The organism is Pseudomonas sp. LBUM1640 (assembly GCF_059716225.1).
On record NZ_CP166816.1, the window covers coordinates 1,612,600 to 1,631,344 of the forward strand.

Below are 18,745 nucleotides of genomic sequence, written 5' to 3' on the forward strand. Positions count from 1 at the left end.
TGCGGGGGGTAGCGTCATTAAAGGCGCTACGTTAGTGAGCGCGGCGAAACGACGCAAGCAGGATTGTTCCCACGCTCTGCGTGGGAATGCATTTTGTGACGCTCTGCGTCACGCTTTAGGCGCGGACGCGGAGCGTCCAGGGCGGCATTCCCACGCAGAGCGTGGGAATGATCACCGGGGATCAGGACTTGGGCGGATTCACTTTTTGCACCAGCTCATAGGCCCGAACCGTCGCCGGCCGTTCCTTGATGCTGTTGAACCAACGCTGCACGTGGGGGAAATCCTCCAGGCGTTGGCTCTGCCATTTGTGGGAAACAATCCACGGGTAGATCGCCATGTCGGCAATGCTGTAGTCCTCGCCCGCCACGAACGCGCGGTCGGCCAGGCGCCGATCCAACACGCCATACAGGCGCGCGGTTTCGTCCACATAGCGTTTGATCGCGTAGGGGATTTTCTCCGGCGCGAATTGGCTGAAGTGGTGATTTTGCCCGGCCATCGGTCCCAGCCCGCCCATTTGCCAGAACAGCCACTGCAACGCTTCCTGGCGACCGCGCAGGTCTTTGGGGATGAACTGGCCAGTTTTTTCCGCGAGGTACAGCAGGATGGCGCCGGATTCAAACAACGAAATTGGCGCGCCGCCGTCGGTCGGGTTTTGATCGACGATGGCCGGAATGCGGTTGTTGGGAGCGATCTTCAGGAAGTCCGGCTTGAACTGGTCGCCCTGGCCGATGTTGATCGGGTGCACCTTATAGGGCAGACCGGCTTCTTCCAGGAACAGCGATACTTTGTGACCGTTGGGGGTGGTCCAGTAGTACAGGTCGATCATGAAGCTCTCCAAATGAGCGAATGCCTGTAGCTATAGGTGATGATCGAAGGGCAATAATTCAATCAAACATTTGCGTCTAACCTTAGACGCCTTTTACCCAGCGCCATCCACCAACACCTGCAACGACTGCTGCGAGCACCGCTCAATCCGCACCTGTACGCCATACACGTCGGCAAACAACGCGGGGTCCAGCACCTCATCCGCCGCGCCGCTGGCGTACAGCCGGCCTTGACGCAGCACGGCGATGTGGTCGGCGAAACGTGCGGCGAGGTTGATGTCGTGCAGCACCACCACGGCGATCAGGTTGTGCTCGCTCACCAGTGCGCGTACGCAATCCATGACTTTCAACTGGTAATTGAGGTCGAGGGCGCTGGTGGGTTCGTCGAGCAACATCACCTGAGGGCGGCGTGCGATGAGCTGGGCGAGGCTGACCAGTTGGCGTTGGCCGCCAGACAAGGTGCTCAACAGTTGATCAGCCAGGTGCGCGATGCCAATGCGCTGCAACGCCTCAAAGGCTTCGCGCAGGCAGGCCTCGCTGGATAACGGGATGCCCTCCACATTGGCCACGCGCAATGCGGCGATCACGCTTTCCATCACGCTGAGGCTCAGGCCGGGTGGCAGGTTTTGCGGCATGTAAGTAACGCGGTGTGCACGCTCTGCCACGGACATGGCCGACAAGTCCAGGTCGCCCAGCCTTACCACGCCTTGCATCTTTTCCAGCCCGGCGATGGCGCGTAGCAAGGTCGATTTGCCTGCGCCATTGGGGCCGATCAGCGCCGTCAGGCTGCCGTGGGGCAGGGTGGGCAAACTCAGGTCATGCACGATTTGCCGCCGGCCATAACTGACATTGGCGTTGTGTACCGATAAGCCCTTACTCATAGCTGCCTCCCGCGCTTGAACACCAACACCACGAAAATCGGCACGCCCACCAGCGCGGTGACGATACCCACCGGCACGATCACACCCGGCATGATCAGCTTGCTGGCTATCGACGACAGCGCCAGCAGCAACGCGCCGGTCAAGGCGCTGGCGGGCAGCAGGAAGCGTTGGTCTTCGCCGACCAGAATCCGCGCGATATGCGGACCGACCAGGCCGATAAACCCGATGGTGCCTACAAACGCCACGGCGGTGGCCGACAACAGGCTGATGCGCAGCAGCGAGAAAAACCGCAGGCGCTTCACGTCCACGCCAAAGCTTTGCGCGCGGTCTTCACCCATGCGCAGCAGGGTCAGGCGCGGTGCGGCGGCAAACGAAAACGGCATCACCACGGCTACGACCAGGGCGAGGATGCCGAGCTTGTCCCAGTTGGCGCGGGTCACGCTGCCCAGGGTCCAGAACACCAATTGTTGCAATACGTCTTCGGTAGCCACCAGTTGCAGCAAAGCCACCACCGCATTGCAACTGAACACCAGCGCGATGCCGAACAACACCAAACTTTCCACGCCCGCACCGCGCAGGCGCGACATGGCTTGCAGCAAAAACACCGAGGCTGCCGCGAAGATAAACGCCGAGAGGGAGATTGCGGTGTTGGCCGACACCCACAACGTGGTCACCGGAAACACAATGACCAGCGATGCACCCAATGCCGCCGCCGACGACACGCCGAGCGTAAAGGGGCTGGCCAGTGGGTTATTCAGGATCGCCTGCATCTCGGCCCCGGCCAGCGACAGCGCGCAGCCGACCAGCACTGCCATCAGTGCGTAAGGCAGGCGCACGTTCCAGATGATCACCTGGTCGGTGGCGCTCAGGTGCGACGGGTGCAATACGCCGTCGAGCAACGCCAACAGGCCCATGCCCGAAGGGCCGCTGGCCAGGTCGACCAGAATCGCGCAGACCAGCGCCGTGCCCAGCAGCGCGAGCAGCCAGGCACGGCGTGCCAGCAAGCGACGGTAGCCGTGGGTGGCGCTGGCGAGGTCGAGGGTTTGAGTGGTCATTGGGCTCACACAATTTTGAAAATGATCAAGATCTGAAAATGTGGGTTACTTGGCTTTTGCGTCAATCCAGTAAGCACCCTGCAACGGCATGCCCAGAAACTGCCGATTGATCTGCTCCATGCTCGCCTGCGGGTCGAGCTTGGCGAACAGCTGCGGGTGCACCCACTTGGCCAGCGCTTCAATCGCCAGCACGTTGTACGGCGAGTTGTAGAAGTCATGCCACAGGCCGTGGGCATTGCCCTCGCGAATCGCGCGAAGATTCGCAAACTCAGGGCGCGCCAACACGCGAGCAAATGCCTCGCGTGCTTCATCGGTGCTCACGCCCGCGCCCAGAATCAGCCCCGGTTTGTGGTTGCCGGTGGCCACGTACACATCCGGGTCAGCTTTCAGCGCGTACTCCACGCTGATATCACCCAGCGCACCCGGCACCACCTCGGCGGCGATGTTGCGCCCACCGACCAGCTTGATCACTTCACCCATGCCACTTTTACCGGTGGTGTGCCCTGGCGCCTGCCAGGCACCGGCCAGCAGTTCGAGGAACACGCTGGGGCGCGGGCCAGCCGGCAGGGTGGCGACGGCGTCGGTGATGACCTTGATGTGCTGGTCATAAAAATCCAGGAACGCTTTGGCCTGGGCTTCACGCCCCAACGCCTGGCCCAGCGCGTTCATGCTGGTGTGAGTGCCTTGCACCGGGTTGATGCGAAAATCGACGAACAGCACTGGGATGCCGGCCTTGGCCAGCACGTCAGCCACTGCGCTGTGTTCGGTCGGGCCGTGGCCGGAGATGCTGAACACTGCCAGGTCAGGTTTGAGCGCGAGAATTTCCTCAGCACTGACGCTTTGCTCCGACGCCTGCCCGATCAGCGGGATGTCTTTGACCGTCGCAAACTTCGCCACATAAGCGTTGTAGGTGTGTTGGTCCAGCAGCCTCAAATCATTCTGCCAGCCGACGATGCGCTGGAATGGCGCGTCCTTGTCGAGCAGGGCAAATGCCGAAATCAAGCGGCCTTCGCCGAGCACCACACGTTTTACGTCGTCCTTTACCTCGACCTTGCGGCCCAGCACGTCGGTGACTTCATGGGCGGCGGCGGTTTCGGCGTGGCCGAGGACCAGCGCGGCGAACAGCACGCCGAGCTTGAGCACGTTACGGGGTTTGAACATGGCGGGGGCTCCAGGGGAGGGAAAGCTAGAACTCATAATCGACGCTGGCGATGAGGCGTGGGCGATGACATGAGCGACTTACGAGCCTAAATTACAATTACTCTCATTTAGGTTCGGTAGTCTAAAGAGCGATTCCGCCGGCCATACCCTGGCTTTGTATCGCTGATGCGTGATTATGGTTTCCCACAACATTCCATTACATTTGCGTGCACCGCTGGATGAACTTTCGGCTATCTCCTGCGTTTTGAGTTTTCGGATCGAATGCCCATGGCAAAGCCTGACCACCTGTTAATCGTTGATGACGACCCGCAAATCCGCCAACTGCTCTGCGACTATTTGAGTGACGCCGGTTTCCAGGTGTCCACCGCCGCCGACGGCAAGGAAATGCGCCGCCGCCTGGCGCTGAATGTCATCGACCTGATCGTGCTCGACCTGATGCTGCCCGGCGAAGATGGCCTGAGCCTGTGCCGCGAATTGCGCGTCAGTTCCAACACGCCGGTGGTGATGCTCACCGCCAAGGGCTCGTTGATCGACCGCATCGTCGGCCTGGAAATCGGCGCCGACGACTACCTGCCCAAGCCGTTCGACCCGCGTGAGTTGCTGGTGCGCATCAAAGTGGTGTTGCGCCGGGTGCAGAGCTTCCCCGACCGTGCGCGGCTGGACGAGGCGCCGAGCATTGGTTTTGCCGGCTGGCAACTCGACACGCGGGCGCGGCAATTGCTCACACCCGAAGGCGTGGTGGTCAGCCTGGGCAATTCGGATTACCGCGTGCTGCGCCTGTTGTTGCAGCACCCAAACCGCCCATTGAGCCGCGACTTTTTGCTCAACCATGTGTTCGACAAGGACAGCACGCCGTTCGACCGCTCCATCGACGTGTGCGTCAGCCGCCTGCGTTCGCAGCTGCCGGCAGGGCTGATCAAGACCGTGCGCAACGAGGGTTACATGCTCACTGCCGATGACGTGGTGCTGGAGTCGTGAGACTGCTGCCGCGTTCGTTGTTCGGGCGGCTGGTGCTGATTTTGGTCAGCGGCATGCTGGCGGCCCAGGCGCTGACCAGCAGCATCTGGTACGACCGACGCCACGGCCAGGTGCTGGAAATCCCCGCGCGGTTGATCGCTACACGCCTGGCAGACGTGGTCCGCCTGGTGCACAGCGACCCGCAGCAAGCCGACCAGTTGATCAAAATGCTCAACACGCCGCACTTTCAGCTGACATTGAGCGACCAGGCCAGCGGAATGCCCAGCAGCCTCACCGACAGCGACCGGCCCACCGAGCGCCTGCTCAACAAGGTGTTGGCGGAGAAAACCGGCTATGCGCAAACCCTGATCCTGTTGCGCTTGTCTTTAGTGGACGGCGAAGGGCAAAGCGCCGGTCTTTCCACGTTGCTCAGTTCCAAACCGGTGGTGGGGCAATTCCTGATCGACTTGCGCCTGCCGGATGGGCGCTGGTTGCAGGTGGACGCCCGTGAAGCGCAGGGCTGGACCAGCACCTCGCCGCTGGATTTGTTGTTCGATTACGTGATGCGCATCTATTTGCTGCGCGTTTTGGTGCTGGTGCTGATCGCCCTGGTGGCAGTGCGCCTGGCCATCCGCCCGTTGAATGCCCTGGCCAAGGCCGCCGAAGCCCTGGGCCGGGACATCCAGCGCGCGCCGTTATCGGTGGACGGCCCGACCGAAGTGCGCCGCGCCGCCCAGGCGTTTAATGCGATGCAGCAACGGCTTATCGCCAACATCGCCGAGCGCACGCGGTTTCTTGCAGCGATTTCCCACGACTTGCGCTCGCCGATCACACGCCTGCGCCTGCGCACCGAGATGCTTGAAGACACGCGCACCAAGGAGCGTTTTCGCAGCGACCTCGAAGAAATGGAGCACATGGTCTCCAGCACTTTGGACTTTGTCAGCAGCGGCGAAATCAACGAGACACGCCAGAACATCGACATCAACGCCTTGCTGCAAAGCCTGCAGGCGGACTTGGAAGACGTGGGCGAACGGGTGACCATCGTCGGCCGTGCGAAGCAACCGTTGCCGGGCTACGCGCGTAGTCTTAAGCGCTGTGTGCAGAACCTGCTGGAAAACGCGGTGCGTTATGGCAGTGACGTGGCGGTGCAGGTCGAGGACCAGGCGGACAGCTTGAAAATTGTTATCAGCGACCGCGGCCCGGGGATCCCCCAGGAACAGCTGGAGCAGGTGATGGAACCGTTTTACCGGGTGGAAGGCTCACGCAATGCCGAGACGGGCGGGTATGGGTTGGGGTTGAGCATTGCGCACACGATTGCGCGGGCGCATGAGGGGCGGTTGAGTTTGAGTAATCGGGAGGGCGGGGGACTGGAGGTGGAGCTGCTGTTTCAACGCAGGCTCTGATCTGAAATGCGATCCAATGTGGGAGCGGGCTTGCTCGCGAAGACGGGGTGTCAGCCGACACTTTCATCACTGATACACCGCCTTCGCGAGCAAGCCCGCTCCCACATTTGGATCTTCAGCGCGGCTTACGCCCCGTGGCACTTCTTGAATTTCTTCTCGCTGCCGCACGGGCAAGGATCGTTGCGGCCAACGTCCTTCAGGGCGTTGCGCACCGGCTCCTGGTGAGCGTGGCCGCAGTTCGGGCCGTGGACATGACCGTGGTCGTGATCATGATGATCATGGTGGTCGTGATCGTGGTTGCAGTCAGGACCATGGACATGGGGTTGCTGAGTCATCGATGTCGCTCCGGAATAAAATCGCCGGGGATTATCTCGCCATTGTGGGCCACCTGCACGTCATTACCGATGAATAATCCGGTTTTCAGCTCGCCCTCCAGGCGATAGGGCACGGGCTTGCTGGGGTTTTTCAGCATTTGCACGACATCGCGTATCTGCGGCCACAGGTTGGTGCGCACCGTCACCCTGAAAAAAGCATGGCCGCGCGGCGGTACGGTGAGCCATTCGTTGGACTCGCCTTCGGTGAGCACAAAATCGTCCAGGGTGACCTTGTAGATCAGGCCGCGCACGGTAAGGTCGGCGTCGTCGCGGTTGTCCACACGAAAGAACAGCTTGAATTTCTGCTCCAGCAACTTGGCCCGCACCACTTCTACTTTCACCAGGGAGACGTGGGGCGCAGGTGCATCGTCCTCGAACCACGAGGCGCAGCCGGTCAGGCCGAGGGTTAACGCCAGCATCAAGCTGTACATCCGAAGCATGGCGTTAATCCTTTGGTGGTTAGAGGTAGCTGGAACAGCACTTCTTGAATTTCTGCCCACTGCCGCACAAACATACATCATTGCGCCCGGCCTTCACCTCCACTGTCGGGTCGATGAAGTACCAGTGCCCATCATTCTGTACGAAAGACGACTGCTCGCGGTGGCTGTGTTCGCCGGTGCTGTCGTGCCAGCGCGCGGTAAAGGTCACGAACGCATGTTCGGGCTGGCCGCCGAACACCTCGGAGCTTTCCACCTCAAGACCGAGCCAAGTGCTCTGGGCACTCCAGGCGCCGATGGCGGCGCGGTCCAGGCCCGCTTGTTGCGCAGGCAATGTGGTGGCGACCAGATAGTCCACCAGGCCCAACACGTAAGCGCTGTAGCGAGAACGCATCAGCGCACTGGCGCAGGGCGCCGGGTGGCCGGCGTGATAATGGCCGCAGCAGGCATCCAGCAGGTTGCCACTGCCGCAGGGGCAAATGGATGTACTCATGGTTACCACCAATACTTTCCGAAGTTTTCCGGGTTGGCCCAAAAGCGGGCGTTGAGCCAGTCCGGCACCTGTTTATAGTCAAGCAGATCGTAGGTAAACAGCGTCAGAACCTGCTCATCGCGCTGGAAACGTTCGCCGGCCTGCAGGGCCAGGGAGAAAAAGTCGGTGTCTTTCCAGCCGCAGGCACCCAGGTCGGCCAGCACCGCAATGCGGCTGGCATTGAGGTTACGGATGCCGCCGAGCAAGGTCAGGCCTTGCGGTTTTGACAGGTGCTCCAGGCAGTCGACCACCAGCGCCAAGTCAAAACGCTGCGCCGCCAGCTCTGCCGGCAACGGCCCCGGCTCAGCGACGGCTACTACGGTGTCCGGGTGCTCGGTTTGAAAGGCTTCCAGCGCCGGAAACTGGCTGGCACCCAACAGCAACAGGCGTTTGGGCTGGTGCAGATCGAGCAAAGCGGCCAGGGCTTGCTGTGGCGTACGGGAAGAAATACCAGCGGTCATCAGAGATCCTCACATCAGGACCGTAGAGACTAGCGCGGCTGAGCGTGCGGGCCTAGAGCGGGCGGCGGCGAAAAGTCCTGCATGGGCGGCCAACCTCAACAAACACGGGGGTGCGGCGCGGTGGCGCAGATGAAAAGAGCGGTCTTTACTCCTCCTGTCGGCCCCCGCCGATCCCCTCAGGAGAAATCAGATGAGCATCATGCGGACAGCTCTACCTTTGGTTCTGCTAACCGGAGTATTGACAGGTTGCGCAGGGTTGCAAAAAACCGATTGGCCCACCTGCGCAGCCGTCGGTGGTGTGACGGGCGCCGCGATTGGCGCCACTGAAAGTTCGGCGTATGCCGGCGCAGGCGCGCTGCTCATCGGCGGCATGGCCGGTGCCTATTGCTGGGTGCATGGCGATGGCGACGAAGACGGCGATGGCGTGCCGGACAGCCGTGACAAGTGCCCAGGCACGCCTAAAGGCGTGCCGGTGGATGCCAACGGTTGCCCACCGGTGCCGGTCGCGGCCGTGGTTGAGGAAGTGGTCGTCGTCAAGGAAGAAACCATCGTGATCCGCGATGTGCACTTCCAGTTCGATTCGGCCAAGCTGACGGCGGCGGACAAAACCAAGCTCGACACCATCGCCACGCGCTTGAAACAAGAAGCGCCTGGCGCGCAACTGCGGGTCAGCGGGCATACCGACAGCGTCGGCAAAGACGCCTACAACCAGAAACTCTCGGATAAACGCGCCCACTCAGTCACGGATTACCTGGTGGGCGCAGGCGTGCCGCGCAGCAACTTTGTGTCGGTGGTGGGCGCGGGCGAGAGCCAGCCGGTGGCCGATAACAAAACCGCTGACGGCCGCGCCTTGAACCGCCGCGTGGAAATCAAAATCAACCGCTGACAGCCCTTGCCCCTGTGGCGTCACAGGGGCATTGCTGGCGATCCTCGGCGAAACCGCCGGCAAACCAGCCCTTTATCAAGTTTTTTCAACCTTCACTGGCAAATCGCCTGCAGAAGTCGGTACTGTGCCCCCAAAGAATAATAGGCAGGGGCATGCGGGATGAAGGTGTTTTGGGGGTTGGGAAAGTTTCTGACGTTGCTGTTCTGGGTCGTGGTGGTGGTCAATCTGTTCCGGCCGCTCGCCAATCCGTTCCACCTGTTGGTCAGCCTGGCCGGCAGTCTGTTGTTGCTTACCCACCTGTTGGAATTGCTGTTGTTCAACAGCAGCTTGAAACACCGTACCCACCCTTGGCGTGACCGCTTGCAGATTCTGCTGGTGGGGATGTTCCATGTGCGGGGCCTGTCGGCGCCTGCCACCATTGATGAAGCACACAAGGAGGCCAATCATGCGTAAGGTTTTTCTGTTGGCCCTGTTGGTCAGCCCCATTGCCCTGGCCCAGAACGTCAGTGTTGAAACCAACTCGTTGATGCGCTTGCCCAGCAGTACCAGCGTGTTGCAGCTCGAACGCCTGGATGTAGCGGACTACGGCACGTTGCTGGTGCCGGCAACCATCAGCCAGGTTACGGTGGACGAGTTGCACTTGGGGCGTGAGGCGCGTATCGCCATCGCCCCCGGCAATACCGCGCTGCAGTTGCAGGTGCGTAATGCGCAGCTGGAACACGGCAGCCAGATCACCTCGCGCGGTGCTCCCGGCACCCACGAAAGGCCGGCCAAAGCCGGGCGTGACTTGGTCCTGCGTATCAACGCCCTGAGCGCCGAAGAGCTGTCGGTGGATGCCCGTGGCGGCGCCGGTGCCCAAGGGTATGCAGGCCTGGATGGCGCCAACGGCGTGGACCCGGGTTGCACCTGGGGTTCGGCCGGCCGCGGCGCCAATGGCGATAATGGTGGCGATGGTCTGCCAGGCGCGTCAGGCGCGACCGTACGCGTCGAGCTGCCGCAGAGCTTTCCGGCTGAGCAAATCAAAGTCTGGGTGGATGGCGGTCCGGGCGGTTTGGCCGGCACGGCAGGCAAACCGGGTAAAGGCGGGCAGTCCAAGGGCTGCGTGGTGTACCGCGCCGATGGCGGCGATAAGGGCCGCCCAGGGCTGGAAGGGCAACCGGGGCCGGCAGGGCCTGCGGGGGCTGTGACTATTCAGCGGCTCTGAGTCGATTGTTCTGACGCCTTTGCGAGCAAGCCCGCTCCCACATTGAAATGCCTTCCCAATGTGGGAGCGGGCTTGCTCGCAAAGGGGCCATAAAGGGCAGTCTCAGAACATCGGCCGAGCCGAAGCAATCGCCACCACCACCAACCCAACAATCAGATTAACCCCCACCAGCTTGCGAATCTGCCCCAGTGCAGCCGCACCCGCCGGCCAATCCTCAGCCACCACCGCTTGGCGCAATTGCGGGAACTTCAACGCCTGGATGCGGATAAACAGCGCCGTCATCACCAGATACAAGCCCATCATCACCTGCACATAACGCGGCGCCGTTTCAAAACCGCTGAAGCGCAGTTGCAGCAGGCCGATGCCGCTGATCGGCAAAACCGCCACGGCCACCCACACCCACACGAAAAAACGTTGAAACACATTCGCCCACAGTTTGAGCCTGGCTGGGCCCTCAAGGGCCGCCATGGCGGCGGGGCGCAGGATCATCCAGGCGAAAAACATACCGCCGACCCAAACCAGGGCGGCCAATACATGCAGGGTGTAAGCGAGGCTAAACGCGGTCATTGTGGTACTCCGTTCTGCGCGGGATTAATTAGCGGGGTATGATAGCGGCCGATCCGAACCACTGAAAATTTATCCAGCGTTTTTTGCGCCCGACTATCCATGATCAGCACTGAACTCAAAACCACGATCCAGGGCGCCTATTCGCGTTTTCTCGAAGCCAAGAGCTTGAAACCGCGCTACGGCCAACGCCTGATGATCGCCGAAGTGGCCAAAGTCCTCGGGGATATCGACACCGACGACGAAGGCCGGCGCAGTGGCGACCCTGCAATAGTGGCCGTCGAGGCCGGCACCGGCACCGGCAAGACCGTGGCCTACAGCCTGGCCGCGATCCCCACCGCCAAGGCCGCCGGCAAGCGTCTGGTGATCGCCACCGCCACCGTCGCCCTGCAAGAGCAGATTGTCTACAAAGACCTGCCCGACCTGATGCGCAACAGCGGCCTGAACTTCACCTTCGCCCTGGCCAAGGGCCGTGGCCGCTACATGTGCCTGTCCAAGCTCGACGTGCTCTTGCAGGAAGGCCATGCGCAAACCGCCACCGCGTCGCTGTTCGAAGAAGAAGGCTTCAAGATCGAGGTTGATGAAGTCAGCCAGAAGCTGTTTACCAGCATGATCGAGAAGCTTGCCGGCAATAAGTGGGACGGCGACCGCGACAGCTGGCCCACCGCCCTGGAAGATTCCGACTGGGCGCGCCTGACCACTGACCACAGCCAATGCACCAACCGCCATTGCCCCAACTTCGGCCAGTGCGCGTTCTATAAGGCCCGCGAAGGCATGGGCAAGGTCGACGTGATCGTCACCAACCACGACATGGTCCTGGCTGACCTGGCCCTGGGCGGCGGCGCCGTGCTGCCTGACCCACGCGACACGCTTTACGTCTTCGACGAAGGTCACCACCTGCCGGATAAAGCCATCGGCCACTTCGCTCACTACACCCGTTTGCGCTCCACCGCCGACTGGCTGGAAACCACCGCCAAGAACCTCATCAAGTTGCTGGCCCAGCACCCGCTGCCCGGCGACCTGGGCAAGCTGATCGAACAGGTGCCGGAGCTGGCGCGCGAGATCAAGACCCAGCAGCAGTTCATGTTCAGCGCCTGCGAACAGGTCGCCGACTTCAAGCCCGGCGAAGACGTGGAAGGCCGCGAGCGGCCGCGCCACCGCTTTGTCGGCGGGTTGATCCCCGAGCACATGCGTGAAATGGGCATCGAGCTGAAGAAGGCCTTTTCGCGCCTCACCGACCTGTTCACCCGCCTGACCGACCTGCTCAAGGAAGGCATGGACGGCGAGGTCAATATCGGCATCGCCAGCAACCAGGCCGAGGAGTGGTATCCGCTGTTCGGCAGCCTGTTGTCGCGCTCCCAGGGCAACTGGGAGTTGTGGACGGCCTTTACCGTCGAAGACCCGGAAGACAACCCGCCGATGGCGCGTTGGTTGACCTTGTCCGAAAGCGGTGCGCTGTTTGATATCGAGGTCAACGCCAGCCCGATCCTTGCCGCCGAAATGCTGCGCCGCAACCTGTGGAACGTAGCCTACGGCTGCCTGGTGACCTCGGCGACGCTGACGGCGCTGGGCAGCTTCGACCGCTTCCGCATGCGTGCCGGCTTGCCGAAAAAGGCCGTTACGGCGGTGGTGCCAAGCCCGTTCCACCACGCCGATGCGGGTGTGCTGCGGGTGCCGGACCTCAAGGCCGACCCACGGGACGCGCCGGCCCATACGGCGGCGATCATCCGCGACCTGCCGGAGTTGGTCGAAGGTTCGCGCGGCACCCTGGTGCTGTTCTCCTCACGCAAACAGATGCAGGACGTGTTCGACGGCCTCGACCGCGACTGGCGCAAGCAAGTGTTTATCCAGGGCAACCTGTCCAAGCAGGAAACCCTCAATAAGCACAAGGCGCGCGTCGATGGCGGCGATTCCAGCGTGTTGTTCGGCCTGGCGAGCTTTGCCGAAGGCGTGGACTTGCCAGGTGCCTACTGTGAACACGTGGTGATCGCCAAGATCCCGTTCTCGGTGCCGGATGATCCGGTCGAGGCTGCCCTGGCCGAGTGGATCGAGGCGCGTGGCGGTAACCCGTTCATGGAGATCTCGGTGCCGGATGCTTCCTTGAAGCTGGTACAGGCCTGCGGTCGCCTGCTGCGTACCGAAGAAGACCGGGGCACCATCACCTTGCTTGACCGTCGTTTGGTCACGCAGCGCTATGGCAAAGCTATCCTTAATGCTTTGCCGCCGTTCAGGCGCGAAATTTCTTAAGCCACAGTGGGCGAATTCGCCCACTTCGTGGTCTATCTCACCGCTATCGATGTATGTCATCAGGCCATTCACCGGCCGATTGGGAGAACCTTGTTCGTATGATTCGCACGCTGCCCGCTCTGTTTGCCTTGTTGTTCGCCGCACCCTTGATGGCCGCGCCTGCCGGGCAACAAACGCTGTTCAACTTCGTCCGGCCTGCCGATGTGGTCAAGGTGGCGACCCAGGACGCCAGCCTGCCGCAATACAATGCCGAGCAAACACCTGAAGGCGAGGTGCTGCGCCGCATCACGTTTAACCCGGCGGCCGAGCCGAGCCTGGTGCTCAGCCCGCAAACCGGCGTGTGGGACTGGTCGCAGTCCGGCGCCATGAGCCTGCGTATCCAGAGCGCCATGGACTGGGCGCTGACCCTCTACGTCAAGGTGCAAAGTACCGACGGCAAGACGCTGGTCAGTCGCATCGACCTGCCGGCCGGCCCGGCCCAGACCCTGTTGATCCCGTTGCAAGCCAACTCGCCGCTGAGCCAGGGCATGAAGGCCGGCCCGCCGATGCCGATTACCGTGGATGGCCAGCGTGTATTGCTGGCCGGCAGCGCCGGGGAAATCGACCGCAGCCAGGTGGCTTCTGTGACACTTTCGATGATCAAGCCGAACGCGGCCCAAAGCATTCTGCTGGAGCGCTTTGGTGTGCAGGACAGCGAGCCGGTGCTGAAGGCGGCCTACAGCGAACTGGTGGACGCGTATGGTCAGTCAACCCGCGCGCGCTGGCCGGAGAAGGTCAGCAGTGACGATCAACTCAAAGCCGCCGCTGCCAAGGAGCAACAGCAGCTCAAAGGCTGGTTGGCTGAGCGCAACAAATCTTCCCTGGACCAATATGGTGGCTGGAACAAAGGCCCGGCGTTCGAAGCCAGCGGGTTTTTCCGCACCGAGAAGCGCGACGGTCGCTGGTATTTGGTAACGCCGCAAGGCCATCCGTTCTACTCCCTGGGCGTCAACACCGTGGCCGCGGATAACAACCAGACCTATGTGGCCGGCCGCGAGTGGATGTTCGCCGCGCTGCCCAAGGCCGGCGAGCCGTTCGACAAGTACTACGGCAGCAGCGATAACCGTGGCGGCAACGGCGCCGATCAGGGCCGGGGTTTCAACGCGGGGCGTTGGTACGACTTCTATGGCGCCAACCTGCAGCGCACCTATGGTTCTGAAGGGGGCACCGAAGGTTTTGACCCGAAACGCTGGGTCACGCACACCCTCGACCGCCTGCAAGCCTGGGGTTTTAATACCGTGGGCAACTGGAGCGACGAGAGTTTGGCCAGCGCCGACCGCGTGCCTTACACCTTGCCGCTGTCGATTGTCGGCGACTACGCCAGCATCAGCACCGGCACCGACTGGTGGGGCGGCATGCCCGACCCGTTCGACCCGCGTTTCGCCATGGCCACCGAGCGCGCCGTGGCGATTGCTGCCCGCGATCATCGCGATGACCCGTGGCTGATCGGCTTCTTTGCCGACAACGAGCTGGCCTGGGCCGGCCCTGGCGATGATGCAAAATCCCGTTACGCTTTAGCCTATGGCACGTTGCGCATGACCACCGACGTACCGGCCAAGCGCGCGTTTCTCAAGCAACTGCGCGACAAGTACCGTAATGAAGACGGTCTGTCGAAGGCCTGGGGCATTCACTTGGCGGGCTGGGAGCTGATGGAAGACCCAGGCTTCGAGCCGCCGATGCCAAGCCCCGAGCACCCGGAAATCGAAGCTGACTTCAAATACTTCCAGAAGACCTTCGCCGATGCCTATTTCAAGACCATCTCCGATTCGTTGAAGTGGCACGCGCCCAACCAGTTGCTGCTGGGCGGTCGTTATGCCGTGAGTACGCCGGAAGCCGTGGCGTCCTGCGCCCAGTATTGCGATGTGCTGAGCTTCAACATGTACACCCTCAAGCCGCAGGACGGGTATGACTTTACCGCCCTGCGCGCATTGGATAAGCCGGTGCTGATCACCGAGTTCAACTTCGGCTCGGCCGACCGTGGCCCGTTCTGGGGCGGCGTGACCCAGTTGGCCAAGGAAGAAGACCGTGGCGTGGCCTACAGCAACTTCCTCAAGCAGGCGATGGCCGAGCCGTCGATTGTCGGCGTGCACTGGTTCCAGTATTTGGACCAGCCGGTGACCGGCCGTCTGCTGGACGGTGAGAACGGCCATTTCGGGCTTGTCGGCATTACCGATGTGCCATTCCAGGGCTTTGTCGACAGCGTGCGTAAAAGCAACCTGGCGGCGGTCGACCAACTGGGTAAAGAGGCACAAAAAGCCAAGGCGGCCGGCGCGGTTCGTGAAAGCGAAGGTGGCAAGCCCGGGCCGGCAGGCAAAGGCGCGGGGCAGGGCGCTGGGCATGCGGGTGGGCACTCTGGAAATGGCCACTGATTCATCGTTGACGGGTTCACAAAACCGCTAATGACTGGAACAATGTCGGCCACTTCTTACAGTGTTTTCCAAGGCGGCTTAGGTGCAGATTCAGGGTCATTACGAGCTCCAGTTCGAAGCGGTACGTGAAGCGTTTGCCGCGTTGTTCGATGACCCGCAGGAGCGCGGTGCCGGGCTGTGTATCCAGATCGGCGGCGAAACCGTCGTCGACCTGTGGGCCGGCACTGCGGACAAGGATGGTGCCGAGGCCTGGCACAGCGACACGATCGTCAACCTGTTCTCCTGCACCAAGACCTTCACCGCCGTCACGGCCCTGCAATTGGTCGCCGAGGGCAAGTTGCAACTCGATGTGCCCGTCGCTGAGTATTGGCCCGAGTTCGCGGCAGCCGGTAAAGAAGCGATCACCCTGCGCCAGTTGCTCTGCCACCAGGCCGGGCTGCCGGCGATCCGCGAGATGCTGCCGACTGAAGCGTTGTACGACTGGCAACTGATGGTCGACACCCTGGCGGCCGAAGCCCCGTGGTGGACGCCGGGCCAGGGGCATGGGTACGAGGCGATTACCTACGGCTGGTTGGTCGGTGAATTGCTGCGCCGTGCCGATGGGCGGGGGCCGGGTGAGTCAATTGTCGCGCGGGTTGCGCGGCCGTTGGGCCTGGACTTCCATGTGGGGCTGGCCGATGAAGAGTTTTATCGTGTTGCACATATAGCCCGCAGCAAAGGCAATATGGGTGACGAAGCCGCTCAACGCTTGTTGCAAGTAATGATGCGCGAACCTGCGGCCATGACTACACGTGCATTTGCCAATCCACCGTCTATTCTGACCAGCACTAATAAGCCCGAATGGCGGCGCATGCAGCAGCCAGCGGCAAATGGTCACGGTAATGCGCGCAGCCTGGCGGGTTTTTATAGCGGATTGTTGGACGGTAGTTTGTTGGAAAGCGACATGCTCGAACAATTGACCCGCGAACACAGTATCGGGCCGGATAAAACTTTATTGACCCAAACCCGTTTCGGTTTGGGCTGCATGTTGGATCAACCGCAATTGCCCAATGCCACGTTCGGCCTTGGCCCACGTGCGTTTGGCCATCCAGGGGCGGGTGGTTCGGTGGGGTTTGCCGACCCGGAACATGATGTAGCGTTCGGTTTCGTGACTAATACACTGGGGCCTTACGTACTTATGGACCCGCGTGCACAGAAGTTGGTCGGAATATTGGCCGGTTGTCTGTAAAGAGCTTGCTGTTTTGCGTTTTTTTGTTACAAAGGCGGCTATACAAAATCTAAGCAGAAGGCGCTGAACGAAATTTTGTAACTTTAATGTTCTGTAAGCGTCTGTTTAACGGGTCAACCAGACCCCCCGGTTTTTTCTCATTTTGTGGATATCTCATGTTATCGAACAAGTCCTTGGCACTGGCGCTGTGCCTCACTATTACTGGCTGCGCACAAACTCCACAAAATGATGCCGAAGGTGGGCATTGGTGGTCTTTTGGATCCGACAAGGCTGCTACCAAGGACGCAGTGACCCAAACCGACGCCAAGCCGGATGCAAAACCCGCCGCTGGCGCCAAGCCCGCCGCGCCGGTTGCCGCTGCTGCGGCCCCTGCGTCCGCCGCTGCCGCGCCTGCCCCGGTAGCCAAGGCCGACACCGGCTTCAACTGGTGGCCGTTCTCCGCCAAGAGCGCCGACGAAAAGGCGGCGGATGCCAAGGCTGACCTGAAGGCCGACCTCAAGGCGGCAACCCCGGCATCGACGCCGGAGGCTGCCCCTGCTGTTGCCAAGACCGACACCGAGACCAAATGGTGGTGGCCGTTCGAAAGCAAGCCAAAGCCATTGGCCAAGGTCGACGTGACCAACGTGCCGATGCCCGACCCGAAAATCACCCAGGCCTGGCTGGACGACTATGAGCCGCGCCTGCGCGCCGCCATCAAGGACAGCAACCTGCAACTGGAACGTCGCGAGAACGTATTGGTCGTGATCGCTCCGGTTGATGGCTCTTACAACCCGAAGCGCCCGGCGATGCTGTTGCCGGTGACCCTGGGCCCGTTCACACGTGTTGCCAAGGCCGTTGAAGGCGATCCGAAGACCGCTGTGCTGGTGCTCGGCCACGTCGACACCAATGGCGCCGAGCCAGTGAGCCAGGCGTTGACCCGCGAGCGCGCGCAGTCCATCGCGTCGATTTTCAGCCTCAGCGGTTTGAAACAGGATCGCCTGATGATGCGTGGCATGGGCGACCTTATGCCGCGGGCTGCCAACGACAGCAATCAGGGGCGTGCGCTGAACCGTCGCATGGAAATCATGCTCACTCAGCGTACAACGATGTTGGCCTTGTTGAGCAAGTACAACTCGGGCAAACCACCGGTTGCCGAAATGGTCGCCGTGCAGGCTGCGCCAGCCCCAGTAGCAGCTCCGGCTGCGAAAAAAGCAGCCCCGGCGAAAAAGGCCCCGGCCAAGAAAGCCGCTGCCAAGCCCGTTGCGAAAAAAGCTGCCGCCAAGCCTGCCGCGAAAAAAGCAGCACCGAAGGCCGATGCAGCCGCTACAAACGACCAGGCGAAAAACTGATCTGCTGAACCAGAAGGATAGAGCCGCATGACCCAGGCATTGGCCGATATGCGCCGTGACTACACGCGGGACGGTTTGAGCGAGGCCCAGGCCCCGGACGAGCCGTTTGCGTTGTTCCACCAGTGGTTCGCCGACGCGGTGAAAACCGAGCAGCCACCGGTGGAGGCCAATGCCATGACCTTGGCCACGGTCGACCAGGACGGTCGCCCGCACTGTCGTATCCTGCTGCTCAAAGGCTTGGACGCACAGGGCTTTACCTTCTTCACCAACTATCAGAGTGCCAAGGGCGAACAGCTTGCGGCACGGCCTTTTGCAGCCATGACGTTCTTCTGGCCGAGCCTGGAGCGCCAGGTGCGCATCGAAGGGCGGGTGGTCAAGGTCACGCCTGAGGAGTCGGATGCTTATTATCAGGTCCGTCCTTTGGGCAGCCGTCTTGGCGCTTGGGCATCACCGCAGAGCCAGGTCATTCGTGACCGCGAAGAGCTGCAGGACTTGCTCAAGGCCACTGAGCAGCGTTTCAGCGACACCCAACCCGACTGCCCTGAGCATTGGGGTGGTTATCGCCTGTTGCCCGAGCGCATTGAGTTCTGGCAAGGACGCGCCAGTCGTCTGCATGACCGCCTGAACTATCGCCTGCAAACCGGCGAGTGGACGCGCGAGCGCCTGGCGCCCTGAGTTTCACCCTTCGTCAGTTCCCCTGAATGTCACCCGCCACACCGAAGTTTCTAACCAAGAGGCTTCGGCGTGCGCTGCTGGACGACTACAATCAACCTGTCCATGACATTCTTTGGAACA

Annotated in this window: 19 protein-coding genes; 10 read left to right on the forward strand and 9 right to left on the reverse strand. The window is 61.5% G+C overall.

Annotation, left to right across the window (positions count from 1 at the left end; all coding sequences use genetic code 11):
- Window positions 1-181 precede the first annotated feature (181 nt).
- From ACA065_RS07200 to ACA065_RS07215, 4 genes are all read right to left on the reverse strand, one after another.
- Window positions 182-826 carry a glutathione S-transferase N-terminal domain-containing protein gene (locus tag ACA065_RS07200; RefSeq protein ID WP_497693912.1) on the reverse strand — a complete coding sequence of 215 codons (645 nt, stop codon included), beginning with the start codon at window positions 824-826 and terminating at the stop codon, window positions 182-184.
- Between the two features lie 93 nt (window positions 827-919).
- Window positions 920-1,705, reverse strand: coding sequence for an ABC transporter ATP-binding protein (locus ACA065_RS07205; protein WP_497693913.1), 786 nt, complete (start codon window positions 1,703-1,705; stop codon window positions 920-922).
- The gene (locus tag ACA065_RS07210) at window positions 1,702-2,760 is read right to left on the reverse strand and encodes a FecCD family ABC transporter permease (RefSeq protein ID WP_497693914.1); all 1,059 of its coding nucleotides are present in this window, start codon (window positions 2,758-2,760) and stop codon (window positions 1,702-1,704) included. Before ACA065_RS07210 ends, ACA065_RS07205 begins: the two co-directional genes overlap by 4 nt.
- Before the next feature lie 45 nt (window positions 2,761-2,805).
- On the reverse strand, window positions 2,806-3,921 hold the full coding sequence (locus tag ACA065_RS07215; protein WP_497693915.1) for an ABC transporter substrate-binding protein: 1,116 nt from the start codon (window positions 3,919-3,921) through the stop codon (window positions 2,806-2,808).
- Window positions 3,922-4,188: 267 nt separating this feature from the next.
- On the opposite strand from ACA065_RS07215, the gene ACA065_RS07220 reads away from it, so the two are divergent.
- Both ACA065_RS07220 and ACA065_RS07225 read left to right on the forward strand, forming a co-directional pair.
- Window positions 4,189-4,899, forward strand: coding sequence for a response regulator (locus ACA065_RS07220; RefSeq protein ID WP_497693916.1), 711 nt, complete (start codon window positions 4,189-4,191; stop codon window positions 4,897-4,899).
- Window positions 4,896-6,281, forward strand: a complete 1,386-nt coding sequence (locus ACA065_RS07225; RefSeq protein WP_497693917.1) for an ATP-binding protein — start codon at window positions 4,896-4,898, stop codon at window positions 6,279-6,281. The genes ACA065_RS07220 and ACA065_RS07225 overlap by 4 nt, the downstream gene beginning before the upstream one ends.
- Before the next feature lie 125 nt (window positions 6,282-6,406).
- Here the strand turns inward: ACA065_RS07225 and ACA065_RS07230 are convergent, their stop codons facing one another.
- From ACA065_RS07230 to ACA065_RS07245, 4 genes are read right to left on the reverse strand one after another with little or no spacing between them, the layout of a single operon-like run.
- Window positions 6,407-6,616, reverse strand: coding sequence for an SEC-C metal-binding domain-containing protein (locus ACA065_RS07230; RefSeq protein WP_065890089.1), 210 nt, complete (start codon window positions 6,614-6,616; stop codon window positions 6,407-6,409).
- Window positions 6,613-7,095: an LEA/WHy family protein gene (locus ACA065_RS07235; protein ID WP_497693918.1), complete on the reverse strand. Its 483-nt coding sequence runs from the start codon at window positions 7,093-7,095 to the stop codon at window positions 6,613-6,615. The genes ACA065_RS07230 and ACA065_RS07235 overlap by 4 nt, the downstream gene beginning before the upstream one ends.
- Window positions 7,096-7,114: 19 nt before the next feature.
- Window positions 7,115-7,585 carry a YchJ family protein gene (locus tag ACA065_RS07240; protein WP_497693919.1) on the reverse strand — a complete coding sequence of 157 codons (471 nt, stop codon included), beginning with the start codon at window positions 7,583-7,585 and terminating at the stop codon, window positions 7,115-7,117.
- A gap of 2 nt (window positions 7,586-7,587) precedes the next feature.
- Complete coding sequence (locus ACA065_RS07245) at window positions 7,588-8,085, reverse strand: DUF6231 family protein (protein WP_497693920.1); 498 nt, start codon at window positions 8,083-8,085, stop codon at window positions 7,588-7,590.
- A gap of 190 nt (window positions 8,086-8,275) precedes the next feature.
- On the opposite strand from ACA065_RS07245, the gene ACA065_RS07250 reads away from it, so the two are divergent.
- The 3 genes from ACA065_RS07250 (at window position 8,276) to ACA065_RS07260 (ending at window position 10,175) form a co-directional block, all read left to right on the forward strand.
- Window positions 8,276-8,971: a PA1041 family peptidoglycan-binding anchor lipoprotein gene (locus tag ACA065_RS07250; RefSeq protein ID WP_497693921.1), complete on the forward strand. Its 696-nt coding sequence runs from the start codon at window positions 8,276-8,278 to the stop codon at window positions 8,969-8,971.
- Between the two features lie 159 nt (window positions 8,972-9,130).
- On the forward strand, window positions 9,131-9,424 hold the full coding sequence (locus ACA065_RS07255) for a DUF1145 domain-containing protein (RefSeq protein ID WP_497693922.1): 294 nt from the start codon (window positions 9,131-9,133) through the stop codon (window positions 9,422-9,424).
- Window positions 9,417-10,175, forward strand: a complete 759-nt coding sequence (locus ACA065_RS07260) for a collagen-like protein (protein WP_497693923.1) — start codon at window positions 9,417-9,419, stop codon at window positions 10,173-10,175. The genes ACA065_RS07255 and ACA065_RS07260 overlap by 8 nt, the downstream gene beginning before the upstream one ends.
- A 102-nt stretch (window positions 10,176-10,277) precedes the next feature.
- Here the strand turns inward: ACA065_RS07260 and ACA065_RS07265 are convergent, their stop codons facing one another.
- The gene (locus ACA065_RS07265) at window positions 10,278-10,742 is read right to left on the reverse strand and encodes a CopD family protein (protein ID WP_497693924.1); all 465 of its coding nucleotides are present in this window, start codon (window positions 10,740-10,742) and stop codon (window positions 10,278-10,280) included.
- A gap of 99 nt (window positions 10,743-10,841) precedes the next feature.
- Between ACA065_RS07265 and dinG the strand changes: the two genes are divergently transcribed.
- From dinG to pdxH, 5 genes are all read left to right on the forward strand, one after another.
- Window positions 10,842-12,986 (forward strand): ATP-dependent DNA helicase DinG, encoded by a 2,145-nt coding sequence (gene dinG, locus ACA065_RS07270; RefSeq protein WP_497693925.1) that lies wholly within the window; start codon window positions 10,842-10,844, stop codon window positions 12,984-12,986.
- A 98-nt stretch (window positions 12,987-13,084) separates the two neighbouring features.
- Window positions 13,085-15,394 (forward strand): beta-galactosidase, encoded by a 2,310-nt coding sequence (locus ACA065_RS07275; RefSeq protein WP_497693926.1) that lies wholly within the window; start codon window positions 13,085-13,087, stop codon window positions 15,392-15,394.
- An 82-nt stretch (window positions 15,395-15,476) separates the two neighbouring features.
- Window positions 15,477-16,622 carry a serine hydrolase domain-containing protein gene (locus tag ACA065_RS07280; RefSeq protein WP_497693927.1) on the forward strand — a complete coding sequence of 382 codons (1,146 nt, stop codon included), beginning with the start codon at window positions 15,477-15,479 and terminating at the stop codon, window positions 16,620-16,622.
- A gap of 155 nt (window positions 16,623-16,777) precedes the next feature.
- A complete protein-coding gene (locus ACA065_RS07285) occupies window positions 16,778-17,950 on the forward strand; it encodes an OmpA family protein (protein ID WP_497693928.1) in 1,173 nt (390 codons plus the stop codon).
- A 27-nt stretch (window positions 17,951-17,977) separates the two neighbouring features.
- Window positions 17,978-18,625 carry a pyridoxamine 5'-phosphate oxidase gene (gene pdxH / locus ACA065_RS07290; protein WP_497693929.1) on the forward strand — a complete coding sequence of 216 codons (648 nt, stop codon included), beginning with the start codon at window positions 17,978-17,980 and terminating at the stop codon, window positions 18,623-18,625.
- The last annotated feature ends 120 nt before the right edge of the window (window positions 18,626-18,745 follow it).

Excerpts from the sequence above, each read along its gene's own strand:
- ACA065_RS07200 (WP_497693912.1), bottom strand. The coding sequence starts at position 826 with ATGATCGACCTGTACTACTGGACCACCCCCAACGGTCACAAAGTATCG.
- ACA065_RS07205 (WP_497693913.1), bottom strand. The coding sequence starts at position 1,705 with ATGAGTAAGGGCTTATCGGTACACAACGCCAATGTCAGTTATGGCCGG.
- ACA065_RS07210 (WP_497693914.1), bottom strand. The coding sequence starts at position 2,760 with ATGACCACTCAAACCCTCGACCTCGCCAGCGCCACCCACGGCTACCGT.
- ACA065_RS07215 (WP_497693915.1), bottom strand. The coding sequence starts at position 3,921 with ATGTTCAAACCCCGTAACGTGCTCAAGCTCGGCGTGCTGTTCGCCGCG.
- ACA065_RS07220 (WP_497693916.1), top strand. The coding sequence starts at position 4,189 with ATGGCAAAGCCTGACCACCTGTTAATCGTTGATGACGACCCGCAAATC.
- ACA065_RS07230 (WP_065890089.1), bottom strand. The coding sequence starts at position 6,616 with ATGACTCAGCAACCCCATGTCCATGGTCCTGACTGCAACCACGATCAC.
- ACA065_RS07235 (WP_497693918.1), bottom strand. The coding sequence starts at position 7,095 with ATGCTTCGGATGTACAGCTTGATGCTGGCGTTAACCCTCGGCCTGACC.
- ACA065_RS07240 (WP_497693919.1), bottom strand. The coding sequence starts at position 7,585 with ATGAGTACATCCATTTGCCCCTGCGGCAGTGGCAACCTGCTGGATGCC.
- ACA065_RS07245 (WP_497693920.1), bottom strand. The coding sequence starts at position 8,085 with ATGACCGCTGGTATTTCTTCCCGTACGCCACAGCAAGCCCTGGCCGCT.
- ACA065_RS07250 (WP_497693921.1), top strand. The coding sequence starts at position 8,276 with ATGAGCATCATGCGGACAGCTCTACCTTTGGTTCTGCTAACCGGAGTA.
- ACA065_RS07255 (WP_497693922.1), top strand. The coding sequence starts at position 9,131 with ATGAAGGTGTTTTGGGGGTTGGGAAAGTTTCTGACGTTGCTGTTCTGG.
- ACA065_RS07260 (WP_497693923.1), top strand. The coding sequence starts at position 9,417 with ATGCGTAAGGTTTTTCTGTTGGCCCTGTTGGTCAGCCCCATTGCCCTG.
- ACA065_RS07265 (WP_497693924.1), bottom strand. The coding sequence starts at position 10,742 with ATGACCGCGTTTAGCCTCGCTTACACCCTGCATGTATTGGCCGCCCTG.
- dinG (WP_497693925.1), top strand. The coding sequence starts at position 10,842 with ATGATCAGCACTGAACTCAAAACCACGATCCAGGGCGCCTATTCGCGT.
- ACA065_RS07275 (WP_497693926.1), top strand. The coding sequence starts at position 13,085 with ATGATTCGCACGCTGCCCGCTCTGTTTGCCTTGTTGTTCGCCGCACCC.
- ACA065_RS07285 (WP_497693928.1), top strand. The coding sequence starts at position 16,778 with ATGTTATCGAACAAGTCCTTGGCACTGGCGCTGTGCCTCACTATTACT.
- pdxH (WP_497693929.1), top strand. The coding sequence starts at position 17,978 with ATGACCCAGGCATTGGCCGATATGCGCCGTGACTACACGCGGGACGGT.